At 41.3% G+C, this 25,863-nt stretch carries 28 protein-coding genes and 1 tRNA gene; 10 read left to right on the forward strand and 19 right to left on the reverse strand.

The features are described from left to right. Nucleotides 1-14: 14 nt before the first annotated feature. A complete protein-coding gene (locus tag SKC37_RS07365; RefSeq protein ID WP_377980857.1) occupies nt 15-515 on the reverse strand; it encodes a CYTH domain-containing protein in 501 nt (166 codons plus the stop codon). Between the two features lie 59 nt (nt 516-574). Here SKC37_RS07365 and SKC37_RS07370 point away from each other — a divergent pair, with 59 nt between their 5' ends. Genes SKC37_RS07370 through SKC37_RS07380 form a run of 3 tightly spaced genes read left to right on the forward strand, consistent with a single transcriptional unit; the run spans nt 575 to nt 3,607 of the window. Continuing rightward, complete coding sequence (locus tag SKC37_RS07370; RefSeq protein WP_377980858.1) at nt 575-1,486, forward strand: hypothetical protein; 912 nt, start codon at nt 575-577, stop codon at nt 1,484-1,486. A 13-nt stretch (nt 1,487-1,499) separates the two neighbouring features. After that, entirely contained in the window at nt 1,500-3,188 is a 1,689-nt protein-coding gene (locus tag SKC37_RS07375; RefSeq protein WP_377980859.1) for a GMC oxidoreductase, read from the forward strand. 2 nt (nt 3,189-3,190) lie between these two features. Continuing rightward, the gene (locus SKC37_RS07380; protein ID WP_377980860.1) at nt 3,191-3,607 is read left to right on the forward strand and encodes a VOC family protein; all 417 of its coding nucleotides are present in this window, start codon (nt 3,191-3,193) and stop codon (nt 3,605-3,607) included. Between the two features lie 7 nt (nt 3,608-3,614). Here SKC37_RS07380 and SKC37_RS07385 read toward each other — a convergent pair whose 3' ends face one another. The 5 genes from SKC37_RS07385 to SKC37_RS07405 form a co-directional block, all read right to left on the reverse strand. Further along, a complete protein-coding gene (locus tag SKC37_RS07385; RefSeq protein ID WP_377980861.1) occupies nt 3,615-4,052 on the reverse strand; it encodes a DinB family protein in 438 nt (145 codons plus the stop codon). Between the two features lie 9 nt (nt 4,053-4,061). Further along, nucleotides 4,062-4,715: a hypothetical protein gene (locus SKC37_RS07390; protein ID WP_377980862.1), complete on the reverse strand. Its 654-nt coding sequence runs from the start codon at nt 4,713-4,715 to the stop codon at nt 4,062-4,064. Nucleotides 4,716-4,724: 9 nt separating this feature from the next. Beyond that, nucleotides 4,725-5,465 carry a hypothetical protein gene (locus SKC37_RS07395; RefSeq protein ID WP_377980863.1) on the reverse strand — a complete coding sequence of 247 codons (741 nt, stop codon included), beginning with the start codon at nt 5,463-5,465 and terminating at the stop codon, nt 4,725-4,727. 21 nt (nt 5,466-5,486) lie between these two features. After that, nucleotides 5,487-6,401: a hypothetical protein gene (locus SKC37_RS07400; protein WP_377980864.1), complete on the reverse strand. Its 915-nt coding sequence runs from the start codon at nt 6,399-6,401 to the stop codon at nt 5,487-5,489. A 136-nt stretch (nt 6,402-6,537) separates the two neighbouring features. Next, a complete protein-coding gene (locus SKC37_RS07405; RefSeq protein ID WP_377980865.1) occupies nt 6,538-6,825 on the reverse strand; it encodes a GldL-related protein in 288 nt (95 codons plus the stop codon). A gap of 96 nt (nt 6,826-6,921) precedes the next feature. On the opposite strand from SKC37_RS07405, the gene SKC37_RS07410 reads away from it, so the two are divergent. The 3 genes from SKC37_RS07410 to SKC37_RS07420 are packed head-to-tail and all read left to right on the forward strand — an operon-like array spanning nt 6,922 to nt 9,156. Next, the gene (locus SKC37_RS07410; protein ID WP_377980866.1) at nt 6,922-7,833 is read left to right on the forward strand and encodes an alpha/beta hydrolase; all 912 of its coding nucleotides are present in this window, start codon (nt 6,922-6,924) and stop codon (nt 7,831-7,833) included. A 9-nt stretch (nt 7,834-7,842) separates the two neighbouring features. After that, the gene (locus tag SKC37_RS07415) at nt 7,843-8,367 is read left to right on the forward strand and encodes a cupin (RefSeq protein ID WP_377980867.1); all 525 of its coding nucleotides are present in this window, start codon (nt 7,843-7,845) and stop codon (nt 8,365-8,367) included. Nucleotides 8,368-8,421: 54 nt separating this feature from the next. Beyond that, complete coding sequence (locus SKC37_RS07420; RefSeq protein WP_377980868.1) at nt 8,422-9,156, forward strand: Lcl domain-containing protein; 735 nt, start codon at nt 8,422-8,424, stop codon at nt 9,154-9,156. 107 nt (nt 9,157-9,263) lie between these two features. Here SKC37_RS07420 and SKC37_RS07425 read toward each other — a convergent pair whose 3' ends face one another. Together SKC37_RS07425 and SKC37_RS07430 are read right to left on the reverse strand one after the other, a co-directional pair. Then, complete coding sequence (locus tag SKC37_RS07425) at nt 9,264-10,559, reverse strand: carboxypeptidase-like regulatory domain-containing protein (protein ID WP_377980869.1); 1,296 nt, start codon at nt 10,557-10,559, stop codon at nt 9,264-9,266. 156 nt (nt 10,560-10,715) lie between these two features. Further along, complete coding sequence (locus SKC37_RS07430; protein ID WP_377980870.1) at nt 10,716-11,267, reverse strand: hypothetical protein; 552 nt, start codon at nt 11,265-11,267, stop codon at nt 10,716-10,718. Between the two features lie 344 nt (nt 11,268-11,611). Here SKC37_RS07430 and SKC37_RS07435 point away from each other — a divergent pair, with 344 nt between their 5' ends. Next, nucleotides 11,612-13,261: a sulfatase family protein gene (locus SKC37_RS07435; RefSeq protein WP_377980871.1), complete on the forward strand. Its 1,650-nt coding sequence runs from the start codon at nt 11,612-11,614 to the stop codon at nt 13,259-13,261. Then, the gene (locus SKC37_RS07440; RefSeq protein WP_377980872.1) at nt 13,258-14,325 is read left to right on the forward strand and encodes a formylglycine-generating enzyme family protein; all 1,068 of its coding nucleotides are present in this window, start codon (nt 13,258-13,260) and stop codon (nt 14,323-14,325) included. Before SKC37_RS07435 ends, SKC37_RS07440 begins: the two co-directional genes overlap by 4 nt. 16 nt (nt 14,326-14,341) lie before the next feature. Here the strand turns inward: SKC37_RS07440 and SKC37_RS07445 are convergent, their stop codons facing one another. Next, nucleotides 14,342-14,677, reverse strand: coding sequence for a carboxymuconolactone decarboxylase family protein (locus SKC37_RS07445; protein WP_377980873.1), 336 nt, complete (start codon nt 14,675-14,677; stop codon nt 14,342-14,344). 152 nt (nt 14,678-14,829) lie between these two features. Further along, nucleotides 14,830-15,648 carry an SDR family oxidoreductase gene (locus SKC37_RS07450; protein WP_377980874.1) on the reverse strand — a complete coding sequence of 273 codons (819 nt, stop codon included), beginning with the start codon at nt 15,646-15,648 and terminating at the stop codon, nt 14,830-14,832. A 104-nt stretch (nt 15,649-15,752) separates the two neighbouring features. Between SKC37_RS07450 and SKC37_RS07455 the strand changes: the two genes are divergently transcribed. Further along, on the forward strand, nt 15,753-16,115 hold the full coding sequence (locus SKC37_RS07455) for a MerR family transcriptional regulator (RefSeq protein WP_377980875.1): 363 nt from the start codon (nt 15,753-15,755) through the stop codon (nt 16,113-16,115). 22 nt (nt 16,116-16,137) lie between these two features. On the opposite strand, the gene SKC37_RS07460 is transcribed toward SKC37_RS07455, so the two are convergent. From SKC37_RS07460 to SKC37_RS07490, 7 genes are all read right to left on the reverse strand, one after another. Further along, nucleotides 16,138-16,596, reverse strand: coding sequence for a DUF6036 family nucleotidyltransferase (locus SKC37_RS07460; protein WP_223129764.1), 459 nt, complete (start codon nt 16,594-16,596; stop codon nt 16,138-16,140). A 2-nt stretch (nt 16,597-16,598) separates the two neighbouring features. Then, nucleotides 16,599-16,793 carry a hypothetical protein gene (locus SKC37_RS07465; RefSeq protein WP_223129763.1) on the reverse strand — a complete coding sequence of 65 codons (195 nt, stop codon included), beginning with the start codon at nt 16,791-16,793 and terminating at the stop codon, nt 16,599-16,601. Between the two features lie 155 nt (nt 16,794-16,948). Continuing rightward, the gene (locus SKC37_RS07470; protein ID WP_377980876.1) at nt 16,949-18,343 is read right to left on the reverse strand and encodes a sialate O-acetylesterase; all 1,395 of its coding nucleotides are present in this window, start codon (nt 18,341-18,343) and stop codon (nt 16,949-16,951) included. Nucleotides 18,344-18,763: 420 nt separating this feature from the next. Further along, nucleotides 18,764-18,837 (reverse strand) — tRNA-Asn (locus tag SKC37_RS07475). Between the two features lie 76 nt (nt 18,838-18,913). Next, on the reverse strand, nt 18,914-20,314 hold the full coding sequence (locus SKC37_RS07480; protein WP_130922427.1) for an efflux RND transporter periplasmic adaptor subunit: 1,401 nt from the start codon (nt 20,312-20,314) through the stop codon (nt 18,914-18,916). A gap of 212 nt (nt 20,315-20,526) precedes the next feature. Further along, nucleotides 20,527-21,879, reverse strand: a complete 1,353-nt coding sequence (locus tag SKC37_RS07485; RefSeq protein ID WP_377980877.1) for a TolC family protein — start codon at nt 21,877-21,879, stop codon at nt 20,527-20,529. A 96-nt stretch (nt 21,880-21,975) separates the two neighbouring features. Continuing rightward, nucleotides 21,976-22,659 (reverse strand): M15 family metallopeptidase, encoded by a 684-nt coding sequence (locus SKC37_RS07490; protein WP_377980878.1) that lies wholly within the window; start codon nt 22,657-22,659, stop codon nt 21,976-21,978. Nucleotides 22,660-22,708: 49 nt separating this feature from the next. Between SKC37_RS07490 and SKC37_RS07495 the strand changes: the two genes are divergently transcribed. Continuing rightward, entirely contained in the window at nt 22,709-23,944 is a 1,236-nt protein-coding gene (locus tag SKC37_RS07495) for a nucleoside recognition domain-containing protein (RefSeq protein ID WP_377980879.1), read from the forward strand. A 185-nt stretch (nt 23,945-24,129) separates the two neighbouring features. Here the strand turns inward: SKC37_RS07495 and SKC37_RS07500 are convergent, their stop codons facing one another. Together SKC37_RS07500 and SKC37_RS07505 are read right to left on the reverse strand one after the other, a co-directional pair. Then, the gene (locus tag SKC37_RS07500; RefSeq protein ID WP_377980880.1) at nt 24,130-24,606 is read right to left on the reverse strand and encodes a UpxY family transcription antiterminator; all 477 of its coding nucleotides are present in this window, start codon (nt 24,604-24,606) and stop codon (nt 24,130-24,132) included. A 2-nt stretch (nt 24,607-24,608) separates the two neighbouring features. Next, nucleotides 24,609-25,862: a nucleotide sugar dehydrogenase gene (locus SKC37_RS07505; protein WP_377980881.1), complete on the reverse strand. Its 1,254-nt coding sequence runs from the start codon at nt 25,860-25,862 to the stop codon at nt 24,609-24,611. Between the last annotated feature and the right edge of the window lies 1 nt (nt 25,863).

A 25,863-nucleotide genomic window follows, 5' to 3' on the forward strand; every position in this document is an offset into this window, starting at 1 on the left:
GGTAAAGATAGCAATTATAAATACCCCGTTTGCATCAGGTCAACCGATGCAATACCTAGCTTTTCGAACAAGTTCTTACACTGGCTTTGCAAGTCCATTTCAGAAAACGAGTTGCTGTAATCTTTTGCCTCCACTTCGATATAGTTTTCTCCATTCGGGAGCTCATCCAGGTGGACGGTCACATTTTGAAACTGGTATTGTTTCCGGATTTTCTGTGTTTCTCCAATGCGCTCGGCAGTCGCAAATAATTGCTGTATTTCTGCCTCAGTCGGATTCACATCATAGCGATAAACATGGGTTTTTTCCAAAGGTCCAACGGCGATTCTTTCGTAATGTGTAATCAGGGTACCCAGCGTTCCATGGCGGAATTTTAGCTTCCCATTTTGAACCTGAAAATAGATGTCATGTTGATGGTCCTCCCCTACAAATGATGCGCCCATCGCTATTAATACGGATGCTATTACATCTGCATTAGCTAGGCGCGCCTTCTGTGTCACATCTTTGTAATTTAACATGTAGGTAAATTATCAGAATTTTATCTAATTTACTTCTTAATCAAATAAAACCTGTGCCTATGAAATCTACCTTACTGACTATTTGCTTGGTGATAAACATCGCCGTTCAAGGCCAAATGTTAAACGACAGCCCTTTCGATGCTAGCGTCGCGCATCCAAAATACTCAAAAGGCAAAGGCCCTAAGGTTTTATTCGACAGAGGCCATTACAATTTTATCGTGGATATGGGTTTGGCAAAACCATTGATAGATGTAGCAACGGCTGACGGATATCAGGTGAGCGTAGATTCGATGAAATTTACGAAAGCCTATTTGTCAAAATATAAAATGCTGGTCATCTTTCCTGCAATGCCTTTTACATTTGGTTCGAAAAATCAAGTAACAGATGAGATCACCTTTACTCCTGACGAATTAAGCGCATTACAAGAATGGGTTTCGAATGGCGGCTCTTTACTCATGTTCGACGAGCATGCCCCCATTGATAAATCGGTGACTCCTCTTTTTAATAAATTTGGAATACAATTGTCCATTGGAATTGTGTCAGATTCACTTAACTATGAGACCAAAATTGAGATGTCAAGCAAAGAAACCATGCTTAAATTTACACGAAGCAATGGACTATTAAACTCGGATCACCCTATCACACAAGGCGAGCAAGCAGGAGAACAAATTAACAACATCATGAGCTATGGCGGAGGTGGATTAACAGGCAAAAGCTATACTACTCTTTTCAAACTTTCGCCATCTGCCACTATTAAAAAATACAGTGGTAGTGCTCCCTCAGGCACGGCGGAATCACAAGGATTGGCTGGTAATTATGGCAAAGGAAAAGTCGTAGCATTAGGCGATTGCAACGGATTTACAGCAATGTACGTCATGATGAAATCAAAAAAGTTTTCAGCTGGTATGCAGGTCGCAGAGTATGACTGGAAGCAGTTTGCCCTGAATACATTCCACTGGTTATCAAAATAATTTTTACCGAATAATGTCAAAACGCACCTTCGATGCCATCGTCATCGGTTCCGGAATTAGCGGTGGATGGTCTGCCAAAGAACTGACGGAGAAAGGCCTAAAAACCCTGCTTTTAGACCGCGGCAGAGATGTAAAACACGTAGTCGATTATCCCACCACGATGCTGAATCCCTGGGAATTTCCACACGGAGGACAAGCGACTTTAGAGCAGAAAAAGGAATACAAAACCGCAAGTAAAAATTTTATTTTCACTGAAGCTACGGCTCATTTTTTGACCAAGGACGGAGAACAACCTTACATCCAAGACAAGCCCTACGATTGGATTCAGGCTTATCACGTGGGCGGTCGTTCGCTCCTGTGGGGTCGACATACCCAGCGCTGGAGTGATTTTGATTTTACCGGTCCGGAGCGCGATGGCTTTGCGGTCGACTGGCCTATTCGCTATAAAGACCTTGCGCCGTGGTATAGTCACGTGGAGAAATTTGTGGGGATTTCTGGAAATAAAGATGGCCTGGAAACCTTGCCGGATGGCGACTTTATAAAGCCCTATGAATTGAGTTGTGTGGAGAAACATTTTGGCCAAAAAGTGAGCCAAAAATACCCCGACCGACACGTCATCATCGCACGTACAGCCAACTTAAGTCAAGCCGATAAAATCCACCAGTCCGTGGGACGCAGCCAATGCCAACACCGCAACCTCTGTGAGCGTGGCTGTCCATATGGGGGCTATTTCAGCAGTAATTCCGCAACTTTGCCAGCTGCCTATCAGACCGGAAATTTAACGCTGAAAACCCATTCCGTTGCACATTCGATTATCTATGATGAGCAGAAAAAAAAGGCGATTGGTGTGCGGGTAGTGAATGCACTTACGGACGAAATGGAAGAGTATTTTGCTTCGATCATTTTTGTGAATGCTTCGCCTTTGGCCACTAACTTAATCCTCTTAAATTCCACTTCGTCGCGCTTCCCCAATGGCCTAGGAAATGACTCCGGCATCTTAGGAACGCACATGGCCTTCCACAGTTACCGTGGCAGAATCACGGCAGAATACGATGGGGATTTAGACAAAACGACCTCCGGGAAACGGCCCACATCAGGCTACATTCCGCGCTTCAGAAATGTATACAAACAGGAAACAGATTTCCTTCGCGGCTATGCGAGCAATTTAAGCGCCTCACGAATAGTGGAAAACGCAAACGATTTAGTGGGAGAGTCCTTAAAGAATTCCTTGCTCGCCGCAAAACTTGGCAACTGGCACATCAACGTGGGCATGATGGGAGAGACGGTTCCAAAGGCCCATTCAACCGTACGATTAGACTCACAACTGAAAGACAAATACGGCATTCCACAGCTCCGCGTTTCGATCGGATATGATGAAAACGATGAGAAAATGCTCAAAGATTTTCACCAGCAATTCACCGAAATGTACGAGGCCGCCGGCTTCCATAACATAAAACCCATCGACACCAAACGCTTACCAGGAAACGAGAACCACGAAATGGGCGGCGTCCGGATGGGAAGAGATCCAAAGACCTCGATGTTAAATGCTTTCAACCAATTGCATCATTGCAAAAATGTCTTTATCACTGATGGATCTTGCATGACTTCGACCTCTACGCAAAATCCATCCTTGACCTACATGGCTTTAACAGCAAGAGCGGTGGATTACGCTTTAAAAGAAAAGAAGAAATTGAATTTATAAGTATGGCAAGCATTATCCCTCACATCCACTTCAACGGGAACACCGAAGAAGCATTTGAATTTTACCGCTCGGTTTTAGGCGGATCTTTTTCGCGACTTATGCGATTTAAAGAATTAAACAATCCTGATTTCTCCTTCCCAGAAGAGGAGCAGAACAAGATCATGTTGATCCGTTTGCCTATCAGTGGTGGCTCATATTTATCAGGCAGCGATGTACCTAATTTTATGGGGGTGGTGAGCGAGGAAGAGAACCGAAGTAAGATTGTCATTGCGGCCTCGACAAAAGAAGAAGCAGAGACTATATTCAATGGTTTATCCGCTGGCGGAACTGTAGAAATGCCATTAGACGAAGATCCATGGGGCACTTTATTAGGGACTTTCCGGGATAAGTTTGGGGTGGAGTGGATGGTGGAGTGTTAGACTTATCCTAAGCCCTTTTAAGTGTCAAGCCTATTTGACCCGCATGATAGGAGTTATGGTATAAAATATGCGCAAATAAGCGTGCCTTAGATACCGATCCAAAAAAAGGCGTATCAATCGTTTCGGACCATCCGTCTGCTGGTGTATCTTCTATCAGTTGCGCTAACATGGTGTACCCCTTGTCTAATAGGGCTTTTGTTTCATCACAATTGTTGCCTTGGCCTTCATCCTGTTGACCCATCGTAGTATTTGCAACATCACTAGGCATGCCGAAAAAATAACCAAACATGAGCATTGTTTCAGCTATGTGACGATAAATAAAACCTATAGAAGATGCACCTGCGCTTAATCGCAATGACACATTTTTGTCATTAATTTCATTGAAAGCAAAACTGCAACTTAGCTGATTTTGCGCTAATAGGTCTTTGAAAATTTGCTTTTCCATAGTAGGCGATTAATCCGTTAAATGATTTTTAAGTGCTTCAAATTTCCCTTTCTGAGCCACTAGTGCTGCCCCCTGAATACTCGCTTTTTTAGCATCCCACATAGCGGGTATGGAAACTTTGCCTCGCGAAAGAGAATACATCCAAAATAAATCGATGAAATTAATAAAGAGATTTGCTCGATAAAAGGTAGACGCCTTTTCGATTTGGAACCCGAGTTTTAGTAAGGTTCTATCGTTGAAAAAATACGATGTTCCCACGATTGTGACAGATTCTGAAACCTGCTTGTTTTCGATTAAAGAGATGAGCTGTAATAAGCCCTCCAAATGATAAGCGAGCAGCCTATTTCTTAATTCAATTCCGGGCTTGCAATTTCTAAAAACAAACAAGTAATCAAAGCCGGTCCCACTATGTAAATCGATCTGTTTTTCGTTCGCCATATAGCCTAAAAGCATGGGAGAATAATAAGTGTATCCACCCGTCAACTTAAAAAAAGGCGTATACAAAAATTGGCTGATGGGGACGTATAAAATGAACGCTGCGTAAAAGAGCGGTTGATCTGAACCCTTTTCGATGATCAAAACCGCCAGAAAAAAACCAGCCAAAAGGAATAGAATGGATTCGATCCAAACTAAGGCTTTTGGCTGTTTGTAAAAGTCATTCATATAGGTAAATTATAGGCCACTATTTTCAATGATTCTCTTCAAGTTTTTAGTATCCAAAAAAGAATCGGAAATGACTTTAAATTTAATTGTGGTGGTCATAGAAAATGATGTCCCATCGATTGTCCCTTTTATAGTTTCTTCTATTCGCAACATGTCATTACTTAATCCTACAATTTTTACTTGGTCAGATTCCGTCACAACCCCAGATTCTTCTACTAGTTCGTCTTCGAACGTAAAGTCGTCAGAAATGTTCTTCAGGTCAAAATGGTATTTTCCATCAATATCCTGAATGTCAATATCCCCATATTGATACGTTGGACGCTGAACATCCTTATTGGTATATTGGCTGTAATAAGTAAATCCGCCTGACGGAAGTTGTCTAAAGAATAGAAAAGCCGAATTGTCTGAAATTAGTTTCGACAACGAGTTTTCTACCGATTGCCATACTAAATCATCATTTGATCCAGTCGCAATATTTTTAATGGTATGGCGAAGGTCTGAGGACGGCTTGGATATTGCTTTGCCATCAAATTCAAGAGCATTAATTTCAATCTCTTCATATTTCCAACACTTGTTGGTGGCAAATTGAACCATCTCGTCTCGAGATTTTGGATATGGGTCTTCTAGCAAAAGACCCAAAATAATAATTCCTCCTAGAATACCTACTATCCAAAGTATCGTTTTTAAAATTGGATGAAGGCCGCTTTTGGGAGCTTCAAAGGGCTGGTGTGTGGGTTGTGGTTGGGTCATAATAGATTAGAAATTAGTAGATTATTTTTTAGGGGCAATCCCCTTTTTGAAGACATAAGTGGCGAATCCGGTACCCTCTGATTCACAAAGGACTACTTGAAATTCATTTTCTTTAACCTTGTAACTAATGATAATAGCATTTGCAAATACCTCTGCAAAGTCATACGGGGCTAATTCTGTTTCGCCCATTTGATCTTTAGCATAAAGAAATAATTCCCCGTCTTTAAATGTCACATTGGGTTTCGGTTTGTATAATTCTTCCCGGCTATTTTCGTCATATGTTCCTTTTAATTCATACATCATGCCATCTGCTTTGAAAGGAATCGTAGCTATAGCTATTTCATTACAACTTAATACAACAGACAAATCTGGATTTACCATGATTTTCATGGTTTTTAACTTTTTCATAACATCAGGGCTGATGGGTAAATTTTCACCCGATCTTCTCCCTTGCATCAACATAGATGCATATGCTTTCCATATACCTTTCGTTTTTGTATAATCTATTAACGTATTTGCCCCCATAAAAGCGGAAATGCCGCTCAATTCGTATTTCCCCACGATTGACTTGAGCACCTCTTCTTTTGACTTCGCTCCTTGTGTAAGGGAACTCAAATTTACCACGATTTCAGAATCTGTTTCTTTGAGCACAATACTGGGCTTCACTCCTGTAGCTTTTATATCGTTCCCTTTCATCGCAAAAGCTTCTTGTTTATTATCTGCGATAAAAATTTCCGTGTTTCCTGGCAAGATATACGTCTTTATTTCAGCCGGATTAAGGTTGCTTACCCTGGTCTGAATTTTACCGTCTGGGGTATAAATAATAAGAGACAAATGATATACGTCTTGGTAGTCATTTGAGAAACTAATGCTAACCTTAGCATTAGCTGAGAAAACAAAAAATAATAGACTAAATAGGCTAGCTAATTTTTTCATAGATACGTGTTGATTATAATTATTAAATCCCGTTAAAATAAGGTCTTAAGAGCATCTCTAAAAATCAAGAAGATATAAACCAAAACTCCCACAATCACTTGGTTTCGGTACTTAATAAAGAATTGTTTCATATGAATTATACTATACGTTTACGCCCCATTACTACATAAAGTATTCCTGCTAAGGCGCCTAAAAATCCCATAAAAATAAAGGCAATCGTCCACATCACTTTTTCATTGGTATTGATTCTCACAGATCCCCAAACTTCCGATAAAGCAGAAACGATAAAAACCCCATTGGCCACCATACCAATGATTAATAAGATATCAGCACCTGGAAGATGCATAATCTTCATTAACGCACCCACAAGCTCAAAAACTAAGCTAATAACAAAGCTCCATTTAACTACGATTCCGAGGTGCATCTTATTTTAACAAATTAGTAAGTCAAATTAAAGGATAAACCATTACAAATCCATAACTCATATTATTTATCTTGTCAAACTAAACCTCGTAAACCTATGAAAAAGCTATTTATTGCCATTCTAACCTGTTTGACTTTCAACGCCATCGCACAAGATGGAACGATTTATCCGCTAGATGCACCTAAAGAGCCTAATGCGATTCCATTAAACACTGGGTCTTTGAAGGACCAGCCGGCTCCTGAGACGTGGTTTCGCCAGTGGGGCGATCCGATGGCGCGGAATATTTCCAAAGCTACTTTAACGCCTTTCTTCCCTGAAAAGGGCAAGGCAAATGGGGCTGCGGTGATTGTGGCTCCGGGTGGGGGATACCGTTGGCTTTCGATGGGAAATGAGGGCTGGGAGGTGGCTGAGGCTTTGGCCAAAAAAGGAGTTGCCGCTTTCGTCCTAAAATACCGCTTGTTCCCAACCCCAGAAAAAATAGACGACTTTACGGCTTGGATGAACCGTCCACGTCCGGCACCGCAAAAGACAGACAGCACGGCAAAGAATACGAATCCAATGGCTCAAATGGATCTGTCGAACCAGTTGACTGACGCAGAAGCAGCTTACGCGATGATCATCAAAAACGCTGCAGCCTGGGGCGTGGATACACAGCGCATTGGAATGATTGGATTTTCTGCTGGGGCTGGTTTAACGATGCACGCAACGCTTAATTCGAAAACAATGAAACTTGCCTTTATAGGACCCATTTATGGCGGAATGGGCCCGGTGAAAGTGCCTGCGAACGCACCTCCCATGTTTAATGCCATCGCCTCCGATGACTTCTTATTTAACTCCCAATTTGGCGTGATTGAATCGTGGTTCAAAGCGGGCAGACCGGTGGAGTTTCACTTATACCAAAACGGTGGCCACGGCTTTGGCCTAGGTAACCCGAATAGAACAAGTAACAAATGGTTTGATGCGTTTATGCACTGGCTAGATGTGAATAAATTCTTAGGGTCAAAATAGGTTCAGGGAATGATGAACAAACAAGATATTATCACCTACTTTTTCGAGAATGATGGAGATATTCCGAACAACATTCTCCCCGTGGTGATTTATAAAAATGTCCTACAGCTCGTTGATCAGAAGGACCTAGAATTACTTTTTTGCCAAAACGGCTGGGGAAATAACTGGCACGATATCATATTAACCGAAGACCATTTTCATAGCAATACGCAGGAAGTTTTGGGACTAAAAAGTGGCCAAGCCCGCTTAAAGTTAGGCGGCGAAAAGGGCGAAATTGTTACCGTGGAAAAGGGGGACGTAATCATCTTGCCCGCAGGTGTTGGGCACTATTCCGTGGACAATTCGATAGAATATCAATTTGTAGGAGGCTATCCGAATGGGGCAGATTGGAACCTGAAGTTTAGTTTGAAAAAGGGAGAAAGTTCATCTGTTTTGGCAGAAATCGCTAGTATTCCACTTCCAGATAAAGATCCCGTATTTGGAAATAATGGACCCTTGTTTGACTATTGGACAAAAAATGTAGCCATTAAATAGTAACTTTATGGGTCTAAAAATAGCTTTTAGAATGTCATTCATTGAATTGCCCTTATGAAAAAATTATTATTCTTACCCCTATTACTGATTGCTTCTATTTGTTTTGCTCAAAACCCCAAAGAGATAATTGGTAATCCCATTAAAATTGCAAACATGCTAGTCGCTCAAAATGATTTCCCTACGGAATTGGGTTGGAAAGAGGCTAACAAAGCCTGTCAAGCTTTAGGTAAAGGTTGGAGATTACCGACACAAACGGAGCTCAAATTTTTATATGACAATAAAGATAAAATCGGCGGCTTTTCGAACAGCACTTATTGGAGTTCAACGGTGGACGAATATCAAAAATCCTTGTTGTGGTACCAGGATTTTGGGTATGGAGAACAACGTCGCCACTCTGGAGCCGATACCCCATTTCGTGTTCGCGCCATTAATGCGCCTCCTGCTATTACGCCAAGTCGGGCTAGTCTATCTAAAAAGATCATTGGTAAGCCCATTAAAATTGGGAATTTATTAGTGGCTCAAAATGACTTCCCAGATGGGATGAATTGGAATGATGCTAAAGCTGCTTGTGCCGCGCTAGGCAATGGTTGGAGACTCCCAACTATGCAAGAGTTGAACATAATTTACAGCAACACAGAAAAAATCGGTGAAAGTTCGTTTATATCTAACTCTTATTGGAGTTCTATGCAAGATGGCAATTACAAAGCGGTGTACAAATTTTTCGGAAACGGTGAATGGAGCACTGTTGGTAAAGATAATGACGTCTACGTTCGAGCAGTAAAGCGTTAATAAAAGATCTAACCTGAATTCACATAAAGCGAGCCATCACAAATGATGGCTCGCTTCGTTTTCTTTCTATATTTCGGCCCGATTTAACAGCCCGTTCACAAAAACAGTTAATCGTTTGAAAGCTCTACTATCGCTTTCCGTTGAATCTTTCGAATGGCTGACTCAATCGATTTTTCAGGTTCGATGATATTGTATTCTCCCCAAAAATTAGGGTCCGCTAAACTGAGAACTTTATCAGACATGATGACATTCGAATTCAATTTCTGCGAAGTTTGCTTCTCCTTATTATCTTGCTGTTTCCAGTCGGTCACAGCCATTTCCACTGTGGTGCTATAAATCGTATTAAATATTCTTTTGTCCCATTTTAATTTGAACGTCAAATCTCCACGAGAATAGGCAAAAATCCATTTGCCATTTTGTTGTCGGTAGTTAATTTGATAGCGGACTTCGGTAGGATAAACATCGAGGCCCGCCGGCTTTTTACGGGTAAATTGAAGACCGGCTTTCACTTTATCCTCCACATTCAATTGGAAAGAGGCGCTGACAACAGCCAGACTTTTTGAATCGATATACATTTTTCCAAAGTAGAGCGGAAAGTCGATTTCCGGTTTTTGCTTGAACGCTAAAACCACCACTTGGTTATCATTAATCTGCGTGATATCCTCTAAGTTAAAATCATATAATTCAAATGCTTCCTCTGAGAAGATAAAGCTGGGGTTTTTAATTAAATCAATGAATAAGGCTGAAAATGGGCCTCCTTGAAGTTTGAAATTTACCGTGTCTAATTTCGTGTAATCCGCATTTTTTCGACCTTTCAAAAGACTGACTTGATCCGGAGAGTCTACTGAAAAAGGCTGCTTTTGAATTTTAACGATGGACTCAGAAAGGGAGACGTAGTTCCGGCGCTTTTTAATGGTTTCACGATAAAAACCGGTCATTTGCAAGGGTTCATCTCCATAGTTTTGGGACCGATTATTTAATACCCCTAAAAATATTTTTTTTGCATCCGTCGACTTTACCACCACTTCTTCGAGTAACGTATTAGTAGATTCTAAATACACTACATTCTTTTCTGGCTTCAATTCGCTAAGCGGAACCACCCTATTTTTATACCCTAAAAAGGAAATGATCAAACTAGATTGCAGCTTTTCAGGAGGGACTTTAATGGAGAATTTACCCTCACTATTGCTGATGGTAGAGATCGTCGTTCCAGAGACTGTAATACTCGCAAAGATTAATTCATTCTTTGTTTTACTGTCCAAAACAGCTCCTTTGAACTGCTGGAACAAACTCGAATCCGCTTTGGCATAAACTGAAAAACGGGCTTCTGATTGCATTTGAGCCAGCAGGATGAAGAATAATCCCATTATTCCTCGAAAATAAATGCGTGGGTTGGTTTTCATTTGATGGATACATTTAAGAGTGAGATCCAAAAATTTTAATCCGGATTCTATATTGAATAATCTAGTTAAAACTAAACATTTTAAAGCTAGAATCTACTAAACGGATTTAATTGCAACTATGTTTTTAGAGAGGAGGTAAACGGTAATGAAAAGAGGTTATGTTGTCAAAGGTAATCCCGCAAACCAAGTCACACAATCACGCCAGAATGGAAGATACACGACCTCTGAGATGACCATTCCGTGGGCAATCATATAAAGGGCTAGAACCAATGGAAACACCCAACGAGCGCTGGCTTGTTTTCGCTCGAGATAAATTAAATAAATGATTACTGCGTAAACGGTTAGTATTGTTGCTACATAAGCCATCATTGGATCACTAATCACTCGTAACGTAAAGCGAATAAATGCGGGTTCTATGAATGCCAAACCCGTCACAATCATCCCTCTGGCGTGTAACTGATAATCCTTTACATACTTTAACGCGATAAAAAAGGCAACTGCCAAAACCACCAAATCCTTAACCGAATTGAACGTCCCCACTAAATGGTCGTCCGTTAATTGCCCCTGATGTGGCAAACGAGAATGGGTTAATAAAACGATGGAAATAAAGATGAGGGGAATAAGTAGATAACTTCCTTTACCTAGCAAGCGATGGATGTCTAAGCGCTTTTTCCGGATTAAAATGGGCTGCAGAATAAGTAAGCTCATCCAAAGAATGAGCACACCAGCATGGAAATGAAAATAGAAGGAAAAATCCGCTGTGCCGTTGAAAAATTTGGCAAAATACGAAGGCCAAAAACCCAGTAATACGAGAAAGATCAATCCAAAAAAGTAATATCCCGATAGGTCAAATCGTAATTTAGCTGTCTTGGTTTTTATACTCATAGTTTGAATTTAAGAATAAGAAAAAGAACTATTCAAATAAGCGCCTGAAATGTGTTCCCAAAAGGGAAAAGGGAACAAAAAAGAATTCCTGAAATTAGATTTAAATCGGTAGCCTTGGGGGTCTTTCCTGTTTATTTATCTAATTTGCCAATATTAAACCTATTTATATGAAACATATATTAATTGGATTGCTCATGTGCGTGAGCTTTTCACAAATTTTAGCGCAAACCAATAAGCGTCCGAACATCATCTTCATCATGTCGGACGACCATGCTTATCAGGCCATTTCGGCATATGACCAACGCTTAATTTCGACTCCTAACATAGACCGCATTGCAAAAAAAGGTATCCTGTTTACGAATGCCAGCGTGACCAATTCCATCTGTGCGCCCAGTCGGGCCACGATACTAACCGGTAAGCATTCACACCTAAATGGTAAGGTCGACAATCACTTTAAATTCGATACAACGAACATTACCTTCCCGCAGATTTTACAGGCAAACGGATACCAAACCGCGATGTTTGGGAAACTACATTTTGGAAATAGCCCAAAGGGCTTTGATCAGTTCAAAATCTTACCTGACCAAGGCAATTATTATAATCCTGATTTCATCACAAAAAACGAGGGGAATATTAAAGTCAATGGCTATGTGACAGATATAATTACCGACATGACTTTGGACTGGTTGAAGCAGGAGCGAACTCCTGAAAAACCTTTCCTATTGATGTATTTACACAAGGCTCCACATCGTTCCTGGTTAATGGCAGAACGTCATTTGAATGAAATGACGCAGAAAACGTACCCAGAACCCAAGACGCTTTTCGATGATTATTCTGGTCGGACATCTCCCGCAAAAGAAGCCGAAATGAATATCCTAACCAGTATGAGCTGGGCCGGGGATAACAAAATTTATCCAGCTACGATGGACTCATTGAAAATCCCAGAAATCGGTTTTGATAAACGTCGTTTCGCTGCTGAAATGGGCCGATTAACCCCAAGCCAAAAAGCGAATTTTGACCGCGTTTACGATCGTATTAATGCGGAATTCATCAAGGCCTACCCGAGCATGACGGAGCAAGATAAAATGCGCTGGAAATTTCAACGCTACATGCAAGATTATCTAGGAACTTTACGATCAGTAGATGAGAACGTAGGCCGTTTATTGGATTATTTAGAAGCGAATAACTTAATGGAAAATACGATTATTGTGTATACTTCCGACCAAGGATTTTACTTAGGCGAGCACGGTTGGTTCGATAAGCGCTTCATCTATGATGAATCCTTCAAGACTCCGCTGATGGTGTCGTGGCCAAGCCAAATTAAAGCCGGTCAAAAATCAGATGCTTTAGTTCAAAACCTCGATTTTGCCCAAACCTTTTTGGATGCAGCAGACATTCCAGCGCCTAAAGATATGCAAGGCCAAAGTCTAATCCCTCTGATGACGGGTAAATCTTGGAAGCGCGATGCAGTATATTACCACTATTATGAATACCCAGCAGAACACATGGTGAATCGACATTATGCCATCGTGACTAAGAAATATAAGTTAATTCATTACTATTTTTCTACGGATGCTTGGGAGCTTATTGACCGCGAGAAGGACCCTTTGGAATTAAAGAATGTCTACAATGATCCGGCGTATGCTTCGATTCGAAAGACTTTGCATAAGCAATTAGACGCATTACGACTGAAATACAAGGACAATAGCACCATTAGCAACGGCTACATAGATCGCTTTTTGAATGATGCAGCAGAAGGAAAGGTATTCGGTGTGCCGAAACAAAAGGCGGCGGAGATGAAAGCCAAAAGAAAATGAGTCGGTATTCTATTACCCTTTATTTATTAGTCATCACACTGTCTGTTTTCAGTCAGGCTAAAATACCTATATGCCACGTTTCCACACCCAATCGGCTGAAGCAAATAAAATCGCCTAGTCCCAAACCTACGTTGAAATCCCAGGCTGGCATGAAGCGCATTCCGGGAGGTATATTTTCTATGGGCTCACACGATACGCAGGGTCGTGCAGACGAATACCCGTTACATCAAGTGCGTATTAAGGCATTTTGGATGGATGAAACTGAGGTAACCAATGCGGCGTTTTCAGCATTTGTTAAATCAACGGGCTACATAACCACAGCTGAAAAGACGATTGATTGGACAGAGTTGTCTAAGCAATTTCCGAAGGGAACGCCTAAACCGGCAGATTCGCTTTTGGCGCCCAGTTCTTTGGTATTTGTTCCTACAACAGGTCCGGTCGATTTAAGCGACTATTCCCAATGGTGGGCGTTTAAACGAGGGGCCGACTGGCGACACCCCACAGGTCCTGGGTCAACGATTCATGGACTAGAAAATCATCCCGTCGTTCATGTTTCATGGGATGATGCCGCCGCCTATGCCCGTTGGGCCGGCAAAAGATTACCCACAGAAGCAGAATGGGAATGGGCCAGCCGTGGGGGATTAAAAAATAAGATTTACCCTTGGGGGGACGTGTCGGTGAATTCCGCCCCGTATAAAGCGAATAGTTTCCAGGGGCATTTCCCCTATGAGGATCAAGCATTAGACGGGTATAAAACGACCACTGCTCCGGTTAAATCTTTCCCTGCAAATGGCTATGGATTATATGATACCGCTGGAAATGTATGGGAATGGTGCGCGGATTGGTACCGTGCCGATTATTATAAAAAGAGTCCGAGTCTAAACCCACGTGGCCCTTCCACGAGTGATGACCCGGATGAGCCCGGTGTTGCCAAACGCGTCATGCGCGGTGGTTCTTTTTTATGCAATGATGGGTATTGTTCTAGTTACCGGTGCTCCGCACGGATGAAGTCAAGCCCAGACTCAGGCTTGCAGCATACCGGTTTTCGTTGTGTGGTGGATTAATGTAATTAAAATCAAACTACGTTAATTTCTCTTGCCCAAACGCCTCCTTCGCAATCATAATAGCCGTCATAGCCTTAGGCCAACCTACATAAAAAGCTAAGTGGGTGATAACCTCCACGAGCTCCGCTTCCGTTAAACCATGTTCTTTCGCGTAATTCAAATGAAATTTGAGTTGGTTAGAATGTTCTCCCGCAACTAAAGCCGCCACCGTTATTAAACTCCTTTCGCGCCTTGAAAGCTCCTTGCCCTCCCAGACATCGCCAAACAATACATTATCTGTATAGCCCAATAATCTTGGTGCAAAATCACCTAACATTTTCTCCGCTGCGGATACGCTCTTTTCTTCGCTCATTTTATATTCATTTTAACAAATATAAGGATGTTGCCGCTGTAAAAATGATTGGATTATTAAAACTGGGGGTAACTATAAAACAAAAAAGCCGATCATTGCTGATCGGCTTACTATCTCTATTAACATACGCTGCAACTTTACAGGTGGCATATTTATAAATTATAACTTTTTCTAACCATCAAAAAGTATAACTTATCAGAAAGCAATTTTCTTAGCACCAACAACATAGGGCCGGGTTTACCCACTGCATATCTCATTTGATTACTATTGTCAGTTGCAGATTTGTAAATCATCTTTGCTACAACTTCTGGACCTTCAGCATCTTTCATTACTTTCTCTGCAGCATTATTAAACTTTTGAATAAACCCGTCATATTGATTTGTATCAGTAGGTTTAATAAATTGACGACTTCGGCCATAAAAATCAGTAACGATGGGGCCCGGTTCAATGAGTTTCATTTTTATATTAAACTGACTTAACTCGTAATGTAACGACTCTGTAAAACCTTCCACTGCAAATTTCGTAGCGTGGTAAATGCTGTAAAGAGGAAAGGTGATTTTTCCTCCCATACTCGAAATTTGAATAATAATTCCGCCACCAGTGGGTCTCATATGTTTTATTGCTTCTCTAGTTACACGCATTAATCCAAAGACGTTAGTGTTGAATTGTTTTTCAATGATCTCATCTGACATAGCCTCAAATGCGCCATCAACACCATAACCTGCATTGTTTACCACAATATCAATTTTACCAAAATCGTTTATAGCACGGGACATCGCTTGGGAAATACTTTCAAGGTTTGTTACATCCAAGGGGTATAATTTTACATTGGGGTATTGGTTGAAATCTGTTTCTGTTGCAGGATTTCGTTGAGTAGCTATCACATTCCACCCCATTTTTGCGAACTCATAAACGGTTGCTTTTCCAATGCCGCTAGACGTTCCGGTAATCAATATGGTCTTATTCATCATTTGTTTATTTGATTTTGAACAAATCTATTCCCTTTATTTTAAACCCACAACATTAGAGTATGGTCTATGGTTGACATTTATTTTCAATCCACTATATTTGTCACATGCTAATAAATGAACTATCAAAAAGAACGGGGCTCTCAGCACACACCATTCGATTTTATGAGAAATCGGGGTTGATCGTGGGTAAACAAGACGATTCTGTTACTTCAAATAATTACTTCCACTATGATGAAGTAAGCGTTGAAAAATTGGAATTCATTAGTGATGCAAAGTCGGTAGGCTTTACCATTAAAGAAATAGGACAAATCATTAATGCATGGTATAATAATGCTTATACCAAAGAACAAAAGCTTGAAATTCTAGCCGAAAAATTGGTCTCTTTAGAGCAAAAGATGAAAGAGATAAAGGAGATGAAGCAACTATTACTTCAGTTCAAGGAAGACGTATTAAATGATAGGTGCTAAGATAAAAGGGGGCAAGCCAATTTCACAATTTAGACAGATTTTCCAAGTCATTTAAATCCTTGGCTCTACCACTTATTTCCTTGTTTCTTTTCAGGTCATTGATATGGATTACTTTCATTGGGATTTCTTCAAAAACAGTTTCTAATGCATTGTTATAAATTTCTTGAAAAGTAAATCCAGATATTTCTTTCAAGATTTCAATGCACACAGGGGGCCTTCCAAAGGTGTATACATTTATGTGTGCTTGGTGAAGAAAGGACTCTTCAGTCATATCAAAAAGAGGCATTTGAAATTGCTCAAAGGCCTGAACCAATTTATCATAATTGTTTTTTGATACCTCAACAAATATATCAATGTCTCCTGTAGTTCGGGGAAATCCATGATAGATAACGGAATATCCTCCAACTAAGACATAGCTGACTTCATTTTTATTCAAAGCCAATAAAAATTCTTGAAAATCTGAATTAAAAATATTCCCCATGGCTACTTTTTGCGTGTAGAAAATACCGCTTTGTCCATTTTAGGTGGATTCCCAAAAGGGTAATTATAAGAAACACTGTTTAAATAGGCAAAAACCTTACCTATTTCTTCCTTGCTCATTCCTACGTAATGTGTAGCCTCTTCTTTTTGATCAAAAAGGTTTCCAGAGGTGCTATACGTTCTATCAAATTTTAGCATAATCAAATATACTATGAATTTTTTTAATCCTTCCAACAACCCGAAATACAACAAAAAAGCCGATCATTTCTGATCGGCTTGCTCCCTTACTAGGTGAAATGTTGCAACCGTTTTCTTTGTTTAAATTGAAAGCATTTTGTCATTCCGGAATGAAATTAGTTATCCCAATTATCGGTTCTGAATAAATTAACAGGTAAGCCTTCTTTGGTAAATAAATTAGGCATGTCGGTATTATTAAAAGCAAATCGTACAGCTACGGGATTGGTTACCTCATCTGAAGAAACGACCAAAGTGGTTCCGTCAATTTTTCCTTTTGCAGGATAAAATTTCTGATCTGCCCCGGCAATCATTAAATGACTAGGTTCTGCCCCATCTTTCGTAACTAACTTACTTCCTATTTCTCGGAAATAAATTCTGATTTTATTTTTTTCGATTTTTAAACGATCATATTTGGGATAAAAAATAGGGCCAACATCCTGTCCATAATTTTTAACCAACGCTAAATTGGCAAAACGATTTGCTACTTCAATTTTTTGAGTAGGATGGATATTGCTAACATCTGGTACTAAATCAGTCAAAACTACCATTGCCGTATTTTCAAGGGCTAAATTTTTTGTTTGAGCCTCTCTTAATTTAGCACCAAAATTACTTGGGTATTTATCAAATGGAGCAATTTGTGCAAAGTAAAAAGGAACGTTTTTCTTAAATCCTGCTCTCCAAGAAAGAATTAATTCACTCATTAATTCTGTGTACGTGGAATACTGGCTTACATTACTTTCCCCTTGGTACCATAATACTCCTGCAATTTGATAATTCAAAATAGGTGCAATCATGGCATTGTAATTGTCACCTGCACGGCTAGACCACCATTCGTAGGTTTGTAATTTCTTAGCTGCATTGGCCAAAGTTGGATTACTTATAACCTTATCTTGGGGAACCCAAACCTCTGCTGGAGTTCCGCCCCAATTCGAATTAATCAAACCCATCGGTACGCCTAATTTTTCGTTGAGTTTTTTACCAAAAAAATATCCGATAGCAGAAAATGATTTCATCGCTTCAGGATTACAAACTACCCATTTTGCCCGAACATCTTCTTGGGGGAAATCTGCAGTCGCTTTTGGAATATAAAAGAACCGAATACGCTTATTTGTTGCATTGGGCATTTCATCCAACGTTTCTCGCAAATTTTGATCACCACTCCATTCCATATTGCTTTGTCCTGAAAATACCCAAACTTCGCCGATGAGTACATCTGAGATTTGAATGGTATTATTCGCGCCAGAAACGCTGATGCTTTGATTTTCGGAAGCCGCTGGAGTGTTTACGTCTAACATCCAGTGACCATATTTAGCATTGACTTTGTAATGTGTTGTGTCCCAAGAAACTTTTACCTGAACCGTTTCATTGGGATTCGTTGTCCATCCCCATAATTTCACTTTACTTTTTTGTTGCAAAACCATGTGGTCGCCAATGATAGCAGGTAATTGAACATCAGCCTTAGCTGAGAATTGGGCTATAATACACCCAATAAGGAATAAGACTTTTTTCATCTAAAATTTAGTTTAGCGTTATATACTTCATATACAAAATACCCCAATTGGGGGTACACCATCGTGAATCATTTCACGGTTCGTTTGGATCGAAATTTACATATTATTCGCCAACAAAAAATACCGATTAAAACCAACTATTGGCAAAAACAGAAATTCACAGGCAAAACCCCTAATGAAATATGTCCATTAAACACGAAACCAGCTACTGACCTCGAACCACAAAATCCAAAATTAAACCTGCCAAATGATACGATAAAACACATTTCACCTCAACCCAGTGATTTAGGGTTGTAACTCATACGAAAAATGAGGTATTAAAAATGAAAAAGTTGCAACCACAAAAAATGTCTCTTTACAGAAAGATAGGATGGTTTTTAAACAAAAAAAGAGGTCGAAATGACCTCTTTTTGATTACCGCTCCCTCTCCTGGGCTCGAACCAGGGACCCCATGATTAACAGTCATGTGCTCTAACCAACTGAGCTAAGAAGGAATTTGGTTCCTATTGGGACTGCAAAAATAGGGGGCTAAATCATTAAATGCAAGATAGCCCCCTGTTTTTTTTGAATTTATTTCTTGTCAGCGGCCTTTTCTGCTGCTTTCGGATCCTTCTTCTTCACTAAGTCTCCTTCTTTCAGCTTCTTAGCAACTGTCGCATAAGGTCCTGCGATGATCTCTTGTCCGTCTTTCAAGCCGTTCACGATTTCGATATTTTCAAAATCAGAGATGCCTGTTTTCACTTGGATCATTTTCGCTTTACCTTTCTCCATCACGAACACTACTTCCTTCGTGTTTTCCTTGCGTTTCTTCGCTTCTAAGGCATCGTTAGAGTTCGTCGCGTTCGTTCCGTCATCTTCCTTCTTTTCGCCCTCTTTCACCTCAGCACCGATCTCACGAGTGGTTACTGCAGATAATGGTACCGTAGCGATGTTTTCTTTTCTGTTTGTCAAAATCTCTACAGACGCTGTCATTCCCGGCTTCAATGGATACGATAATTTACCTTTGATTAAATCCGCATAAGAAGAACGCAAGACACGAATCTTCACTTCGAATTCGGTTACCGCGTCATTTGAAACCGCGGAAGCCGTTCCGCTTGAATTCGCTGAACTCGCAATTTCATACACCACCCCTTTGAACTTACGCTCGCTTGATGAGAATGCATCTACATCAATTAATACGGTATCGCCGATACTTACGCGAGTGATGTCATTTTCGTTTACGTTCACGCGTACTTCCATTTTGTTCAAGTTCGCGATACGTAACATTTCTGTTCCTGCCATTTGTGAAGTTCCTACCACACGCTCCCCTAATTCTACGTTCAACTTCGAGATGATACCGCTTTGAGGGGCATAAATCGTCGTCTTCGTTAGATTCGTTTTCGCTTCTTTTAATGTCGCTTGTGATGATTTCACATTGTAATTCGCGGCGTTTACGTTTGCTTTTGCCGCTTCCAAATCTTGTTTAGCTACTGTATAAGCTGATACAAATTGATCAAAGTCCGCATCAGAAATTACTTTGTCCTTGTGCAATTTCGCGTTACGATCGTAGTCGATTTTAGCCTTAGAAAGACGTGCTTCGCTTTGGGCTAACACCGCCTTACTTTGCTCCATATTTGCTTTCGTCGCATTCATTTGTGCTTCTGCACGTGCCAAAAGAGACACATAGTTATCTGGACGAATCTTCAACAATTCCTGGCCAGCGACTACCGAATCACCTTCCGCTACGTTCAAGGAAACAATCTCCCCAGAAACGTCTGGCGACAATTTCACCTCTACCTCCGGCTGAATCTTTCCAGACGCACTTACTTTTTCAATGATCGTTGAACGAGAAACCTTCGCGAACTCTACTTCTGTAGGCTCTACTTTCCCGATCCATTCCATTTTTTTGGCTAGAAATAATCCACCAAAAATCAATACCACCGCGCCTCCGATGATCATCCAAGTCCGCTTACTGTTGTTGTTAGTTGCCATAATTGTTTCGCTTTACGAAAGTCCGGAGTCGTATTGCTGCGCAATAGTCCGAAGTCGCACTTATTTAATTATAATTTATTTAAACCCAATTACCTCCGGACTCATTCCCTTCGGACTGTTTTTTTCTTTCCTCCGGACTCATTCCCTTCGGACTGTTTTTTTCTTTCCTCCGGACTCATTTCCTTCGGACTGTTTTTTCAGTTGCTCTACAACTAAAAAACCAAACTCTTCCCCTGATAAAAATCCAAAATTTTCGTTCTAAACACGAAATCATATTTCGATTGAATCAAGCTCAAACGCGCCTTATCTAAATTCGTTTTTTGTAAGTTGTAGCTTACGAAATCGATTGTTCCGGCTTGAAAACGGCTTTCAGCAGCGCGGAAAGACTCTTCTAAAGCCGATACTTGCGAAAGGCCTGCTTCATATTTCATCGCCGCATTATTTAAATTAACGTAAGCCTGCTCGATGTTTTGGCGAAGATTTTGGCGCGCTTTAGATGCCTCAATCGAAGCGTTCTCGCGCTGTAAACCTGCCTGTGCAATTCTCGTCTTATTAGCGAAACGCGTAAAAATCGGAATGTTTAAACCTAAGGAAATCACCTTGTTTTGGGTATTATTCAATTGGTCAAAATAGCCCATCGTTAATGCATTCGACTGGTTCGCTGACATGCTTGCACTTAAAGACAACGTAGGCATCGTCCCTGCTTTCGCTACTGAAATGCCTTTTAAAGCACTTTGAACGCGCAAATCAGCTGCTTTTACCAGGGGCTGGATGGCTAAGGCTTTGGCATATAAATCATCCATGCCTGTTTCATAAGCACTTGAATTAGGCGTAGGAATTTGAATGCGCTGCAACTCGATAGCAGAAATGCTTGAATCATTCAATAATTGAATTAACGTTAATTTGTTCAAGTCTAGTGAACTCTGGAAACTAACCACATTCGATTCTTCATTCGCTAATTGCGCTTTCAAATCTAACAAGTTAGATGGGGCAAGTGAACCTGCATTCACTAATTTCTCCGTGCGAGAAATCTGCAATTTTGTGATCTCCGTTTGTGATTTAGCAATGCTTAACTGATCTTCTGAATTCAAAATAGCTAAATAAGCAAGCACCACTTGAAGCGAAATATTCTCCTTGATGGATGCCAAATCTTCTTGCGACGCCTTGAGGTTATAATCGTTTTGGAGTACCGAGTTACGGATTTGGCCCCCATTAAAAAGAAGCATTCCCGCGTTTAAACCTAGGTTATTGTAATTAATGTTACGCGAATCATAGCCATTCGTAAACGGGTTAATACTACGTCCAAAAGAAGCCGATTGGTTAATGTTCGCGTTCAAGTTAGGCAAGGCGTTGTTTTTCGACTGCTGCAACTGCAATTGTGCGTTGCGCAAACTCACCTCGTAGGACTTCACATTCAGATTGTGTTGTAATGCAATTTCTACCGCTTTAGAAAGCGATAATTGTACGGTATTACCGTTTGCTTGAATCGCCGAAGCGTTTTGGGCTGATGCCGAAATTCCACTAACTAAAAGCAGGGCGGAAAGGCTGAATATTTTTAAAGACATAAGGTCAAAAATAAAATGTATACAAAGGTAAACATTCCCACGAATGCCACTCCTGAATTTAGGATAAACGGCAAGGCATCAGGATGAAACCCTATTTTAAGGTACTACTTGGAACATTTGTTTCGCTGTTTTCCGCGAGAAAGCATTAAAGTGCCACCATTCATACTCAATGGAGGTAAAACCAGCCTGTGTCATAGCCCGTCGTAAGATGAGGCGATTGTCGATGGCTTTTTGACTTAATTTCCCTGCCTTTAAAAGTCGCGCCTCCTCTTTAGGATAGGCCATTTCACCAAAGAAATCGTATTTCGTCCCCATCTCTAGCGGTCTACCTTTCTCGTCCGCCACCGTTAAATCGATCGCGCTTCCATAATTATGTATCGAATGCTCCCTAGGGTCCGCCACATATATGCGCCTTTTCGCTGGGGTATATTCAGTCAATGTATTCCAAAGATCCCACTGCTTTGAGAGCGGTCTCGCCGCATCATAAATCAACAAATGGTATCCCGGGTGTGCTTTTTCCAGATTCTCCTGCGCTTTCTTCAACTTCGCCACCGTCTCTTTTTGCAAATAGGCATGGGTCAAACAACCGTACACGTCTTTCTTCATAAAATTATCCGCCGTCGCATATTTTAGTTCGACTAAAACCCCGGGTACTTGTGATGTTACCTCCAGTAGGCCTTGTTTTTGCATCGAAAGTTCTGCGGCACAAGTCGTTTTTTGGGCTTTTAGCGAAAGGCTTAACAGCAGGATTATTCCTGCTTTAGCGAATAGTCTCTTCATTTTGACGGAATTTTCCCTAAATTTAATCGTTTTTTACCTCTTAGAAACTATGGCTTTAAATTGGATTTGGTTTTTGTTCTTCGGTATCGCGTTCGTCGTCGCCCTCATTCAATTCATTTTCTTCGGTAATACTGATATTTTTAAAGTCCTCGTAGATGGCATGTTTGACTCAGCCGAAGTCGCAGTCATGAAAGTCGCGCTGCCATTAACTGGCGTCATGGCCTTTTTTATGGGCATTTTGCAAGTAGGAGAAAAGGCCGGAGCAATCCATTTTCTAGCCCGCAAAATCCAACCTTTCTTTTCTCGTCTTTTCCCAGAAGTTCCGAAAGATCACCCCGTACACGGCCAAATGATCATGAACTTCTCCGCAAACCTATTAGGACTGGATAATGCTGCCACTCCATTCGGTTTAAAAGCGATGCAGGGTTTACAAGATTTGAATCCGGTCAAAGAAACCGCCTCTAATGCCCAAATCATGTTCCTCGTGCTCCACAGTGCAGGCCCCGTTTTAATCCCTCTTTCCATCATGGCCCAGCGTGCCATTTATGGTGCACAAGACGCCTCAGACGTATTTATTCCATGCCTGATGGCCACCTATGCCGCCACCATCACGGGTCTAATCTTTGTCTCTTTCAAGCAAAAAATACGCCTTTTTGACCCCGTACTTTTCGGCTGGCTTTTCAGTATCACCGCTATTCTTGCGAGCATTTTATGGTACTTCAGCAGCCTCCCTAAAGAGCAAATCGATATCCAATCGAAACTCTTCAGCAACGGTATCCTTTTCGCTCTCATTTTCTCTTTCATTGCTGCCGCTTTTTATAAGAAAGTCGACATTTTCGGGACATTCGTAGAGGGCGCCAAAGGCGGATTCGAAACCTCTGTCCGCATCATTCCCTACCTCGTAGGCATGCTCGTAGCCATTTCTTGCCTTCGCAACTCAGGCGTTTTAGACTTCATCGTAGACGGCATGAAAATGGCCGTAAACTATCTGGGTATAGATAACCGCTTCACAGATGCGATGCCTACCGCCCTTTTGCACCCCGTTTCTGGTAGCGGCTCTCGCGCCATGATGATTGATACGATGAAAACTTTCGGTCCCGATTCTTTCGCCGGCCGCCTTTCTTGCGTCTTCCAAGGTTCTGCAGAAACCGTCCTTTTCGTCATCGCCCTGTATTATGGCTCTGTCCAAGTACGCAACATTCGCTACACGCTGTGGGCGGGTTTAACGGCGGATTTAGTGGGGATCCTTACGGCTATTTTAGTGAGCTATCTTTTTTTTGGGTAAACCCACATTAAAGCATAAAGAATAAAGCACAAAGAATAAAGCATAGAGGTGGTATAACCTTCGGTTATTCGTATGTGAAATATTTCTAAACCCATCAAAATGGGCGAAGCCTATTTTGAACCATCTTTATTCTTTGTGCTTTATGCTTTATTCTTTAATTAGCAGATAAATAAAGGCTATCGCCTTTATTTATCTGCTAATGCTGCCACCAACTCAAACCCCAAACTCTCAATCTTAAGCCTCACCTCGTGCTTATTCTTCAATCCCACAATCTTGGCCGTTTGGCCAGTTAGTGGTCCGGATTCAATCGTGATGTAATCTCCCACCTTGGCGTGAGAGCCAACGGTTTCTACCTCGAGGTGGTCAGACAGAAATTGTCTGATGGCGAGGATTTCAGCGTCTTGAATGACAGCCGGTTTATGGAGCCAGTAGACGAAGTTCACAACACCCAAGGTGCGGCGGACAAGGCCGCTTTGCTTTTCGAGGTCGATGTTAACAAAAACGTAGGAGCGGAAAAGAACTTCTTCGACCCATTTTTTGCGGTCAGACCACTGTTTCTTGCGTTTAGTGGTGGGGCAATAGGCTTCAATGCCTAGGTCTTTTAAGCGCAAGGAGACTTTCTTCTCCATTCTGGATTTTGTATAAATCGCGTACCAGGCCATGCTTATAAACGGGCGTCTGCCAAGTCTTTGGAAAGAATCGATTTAATGTCGAAAATGACCCCGTTTTCTGATTTCAAGGCAGCAAAAGGAAGATCTAGGAATTCGGTGTGAGCGACAGTTAAAACGATCGCTTGGTATTTGTCGGCTAGTTTCGAGACTAGTTCGATACCGTGTTCATGCTTCACTTCGGCTGCGTTTGCCCAAGGATCGTAGACATCTACGTCCATGCCAAAGTCTACTAATTCCTTGTAGATATCCACCACGCGGGAATTGCGGATGTCTGGGCAGTTCTCTTTGAAAGTGATGCCGAGCATGAGGGTTTTGGCGCCGGCGATTTTTTGACCCTTGTTAATCAAGAGTTTCACTAATTTATTCGCAACGAAAATCCCCATATTATCGTTCACGCGGCGACCCGAAAGGATCACTTGTGGATAATAACCGAGGCTTTCAGACTTGTGCAATAAGTAATAAGGGTCCACACCTATGCAGTGTCCGCCTACTAAACCGGGTTTGAAATTTAAAAAATTCCACTTCGTTCCGGCAGCTTCTAACACCTCGGTGGTATCAATGCCCATCCGGTCAAAAATTAAGGCCAATTCGTTTACAAACGAGATATTGACGTCGCGTTGAGCGTTTTCGATAGCTTTACTAGCTTCAGCGACTTTCATAGATGGCGCCTTGTGGGTGCCTGCGGTGATGATGGAGCGGTAAAGTTGGTCGACTTTTTCGGCAATTTCGGGAGTGGATCCAGAGGTTACTTTTTTGATTTTGGTCAAAGTGTTTACCTTGTCACCTGGATTAATTCGCTCTGGCGAGTAGCCGCAGAAGAAGTCTACATTGAATTTCAATCCGGAGAATTTCTCCAAAACAGGTACACAATCTTCCTCCGTACAACCTGGATAAACAGTGGATTCGTAAATGACTAAGTCGCCTTTTTTCAAAGCCTTGCCAATCATCTCAGATGCTTTCAAAAGAGGGCTTAAATCCGGTTTTTTGAAGTGATCAATGGGGGTAGGAACCGTAACGATAAAGGTGTTGCAAGTGCTTAAATCCGCAGCATTCGAGGAAAAAGTTAAAAAAATAGATTCCTTTAATTGTTCTGCTGTAACTTCTTGTGTGCGGTCAAAACCCGAATTTAATTCCGCAATGCGGCTCGTGTCAATATCAAAACCAAGAGTGGGGATGTTTTTTCCAAACTCCACCGCCAGCGGAAAACCCACATATCCTAAGCCTATAATGGCGATCCGTGTACTCATC

The organism is Aquirufa esocilacus (assembly GCF_042715595.1).
Lineage (GTDB): Bacteria > Bacteroidota > Bacteroidia > Cytophagales > Spirosomataceae > Aquirufa > Aquirufa esocilacus.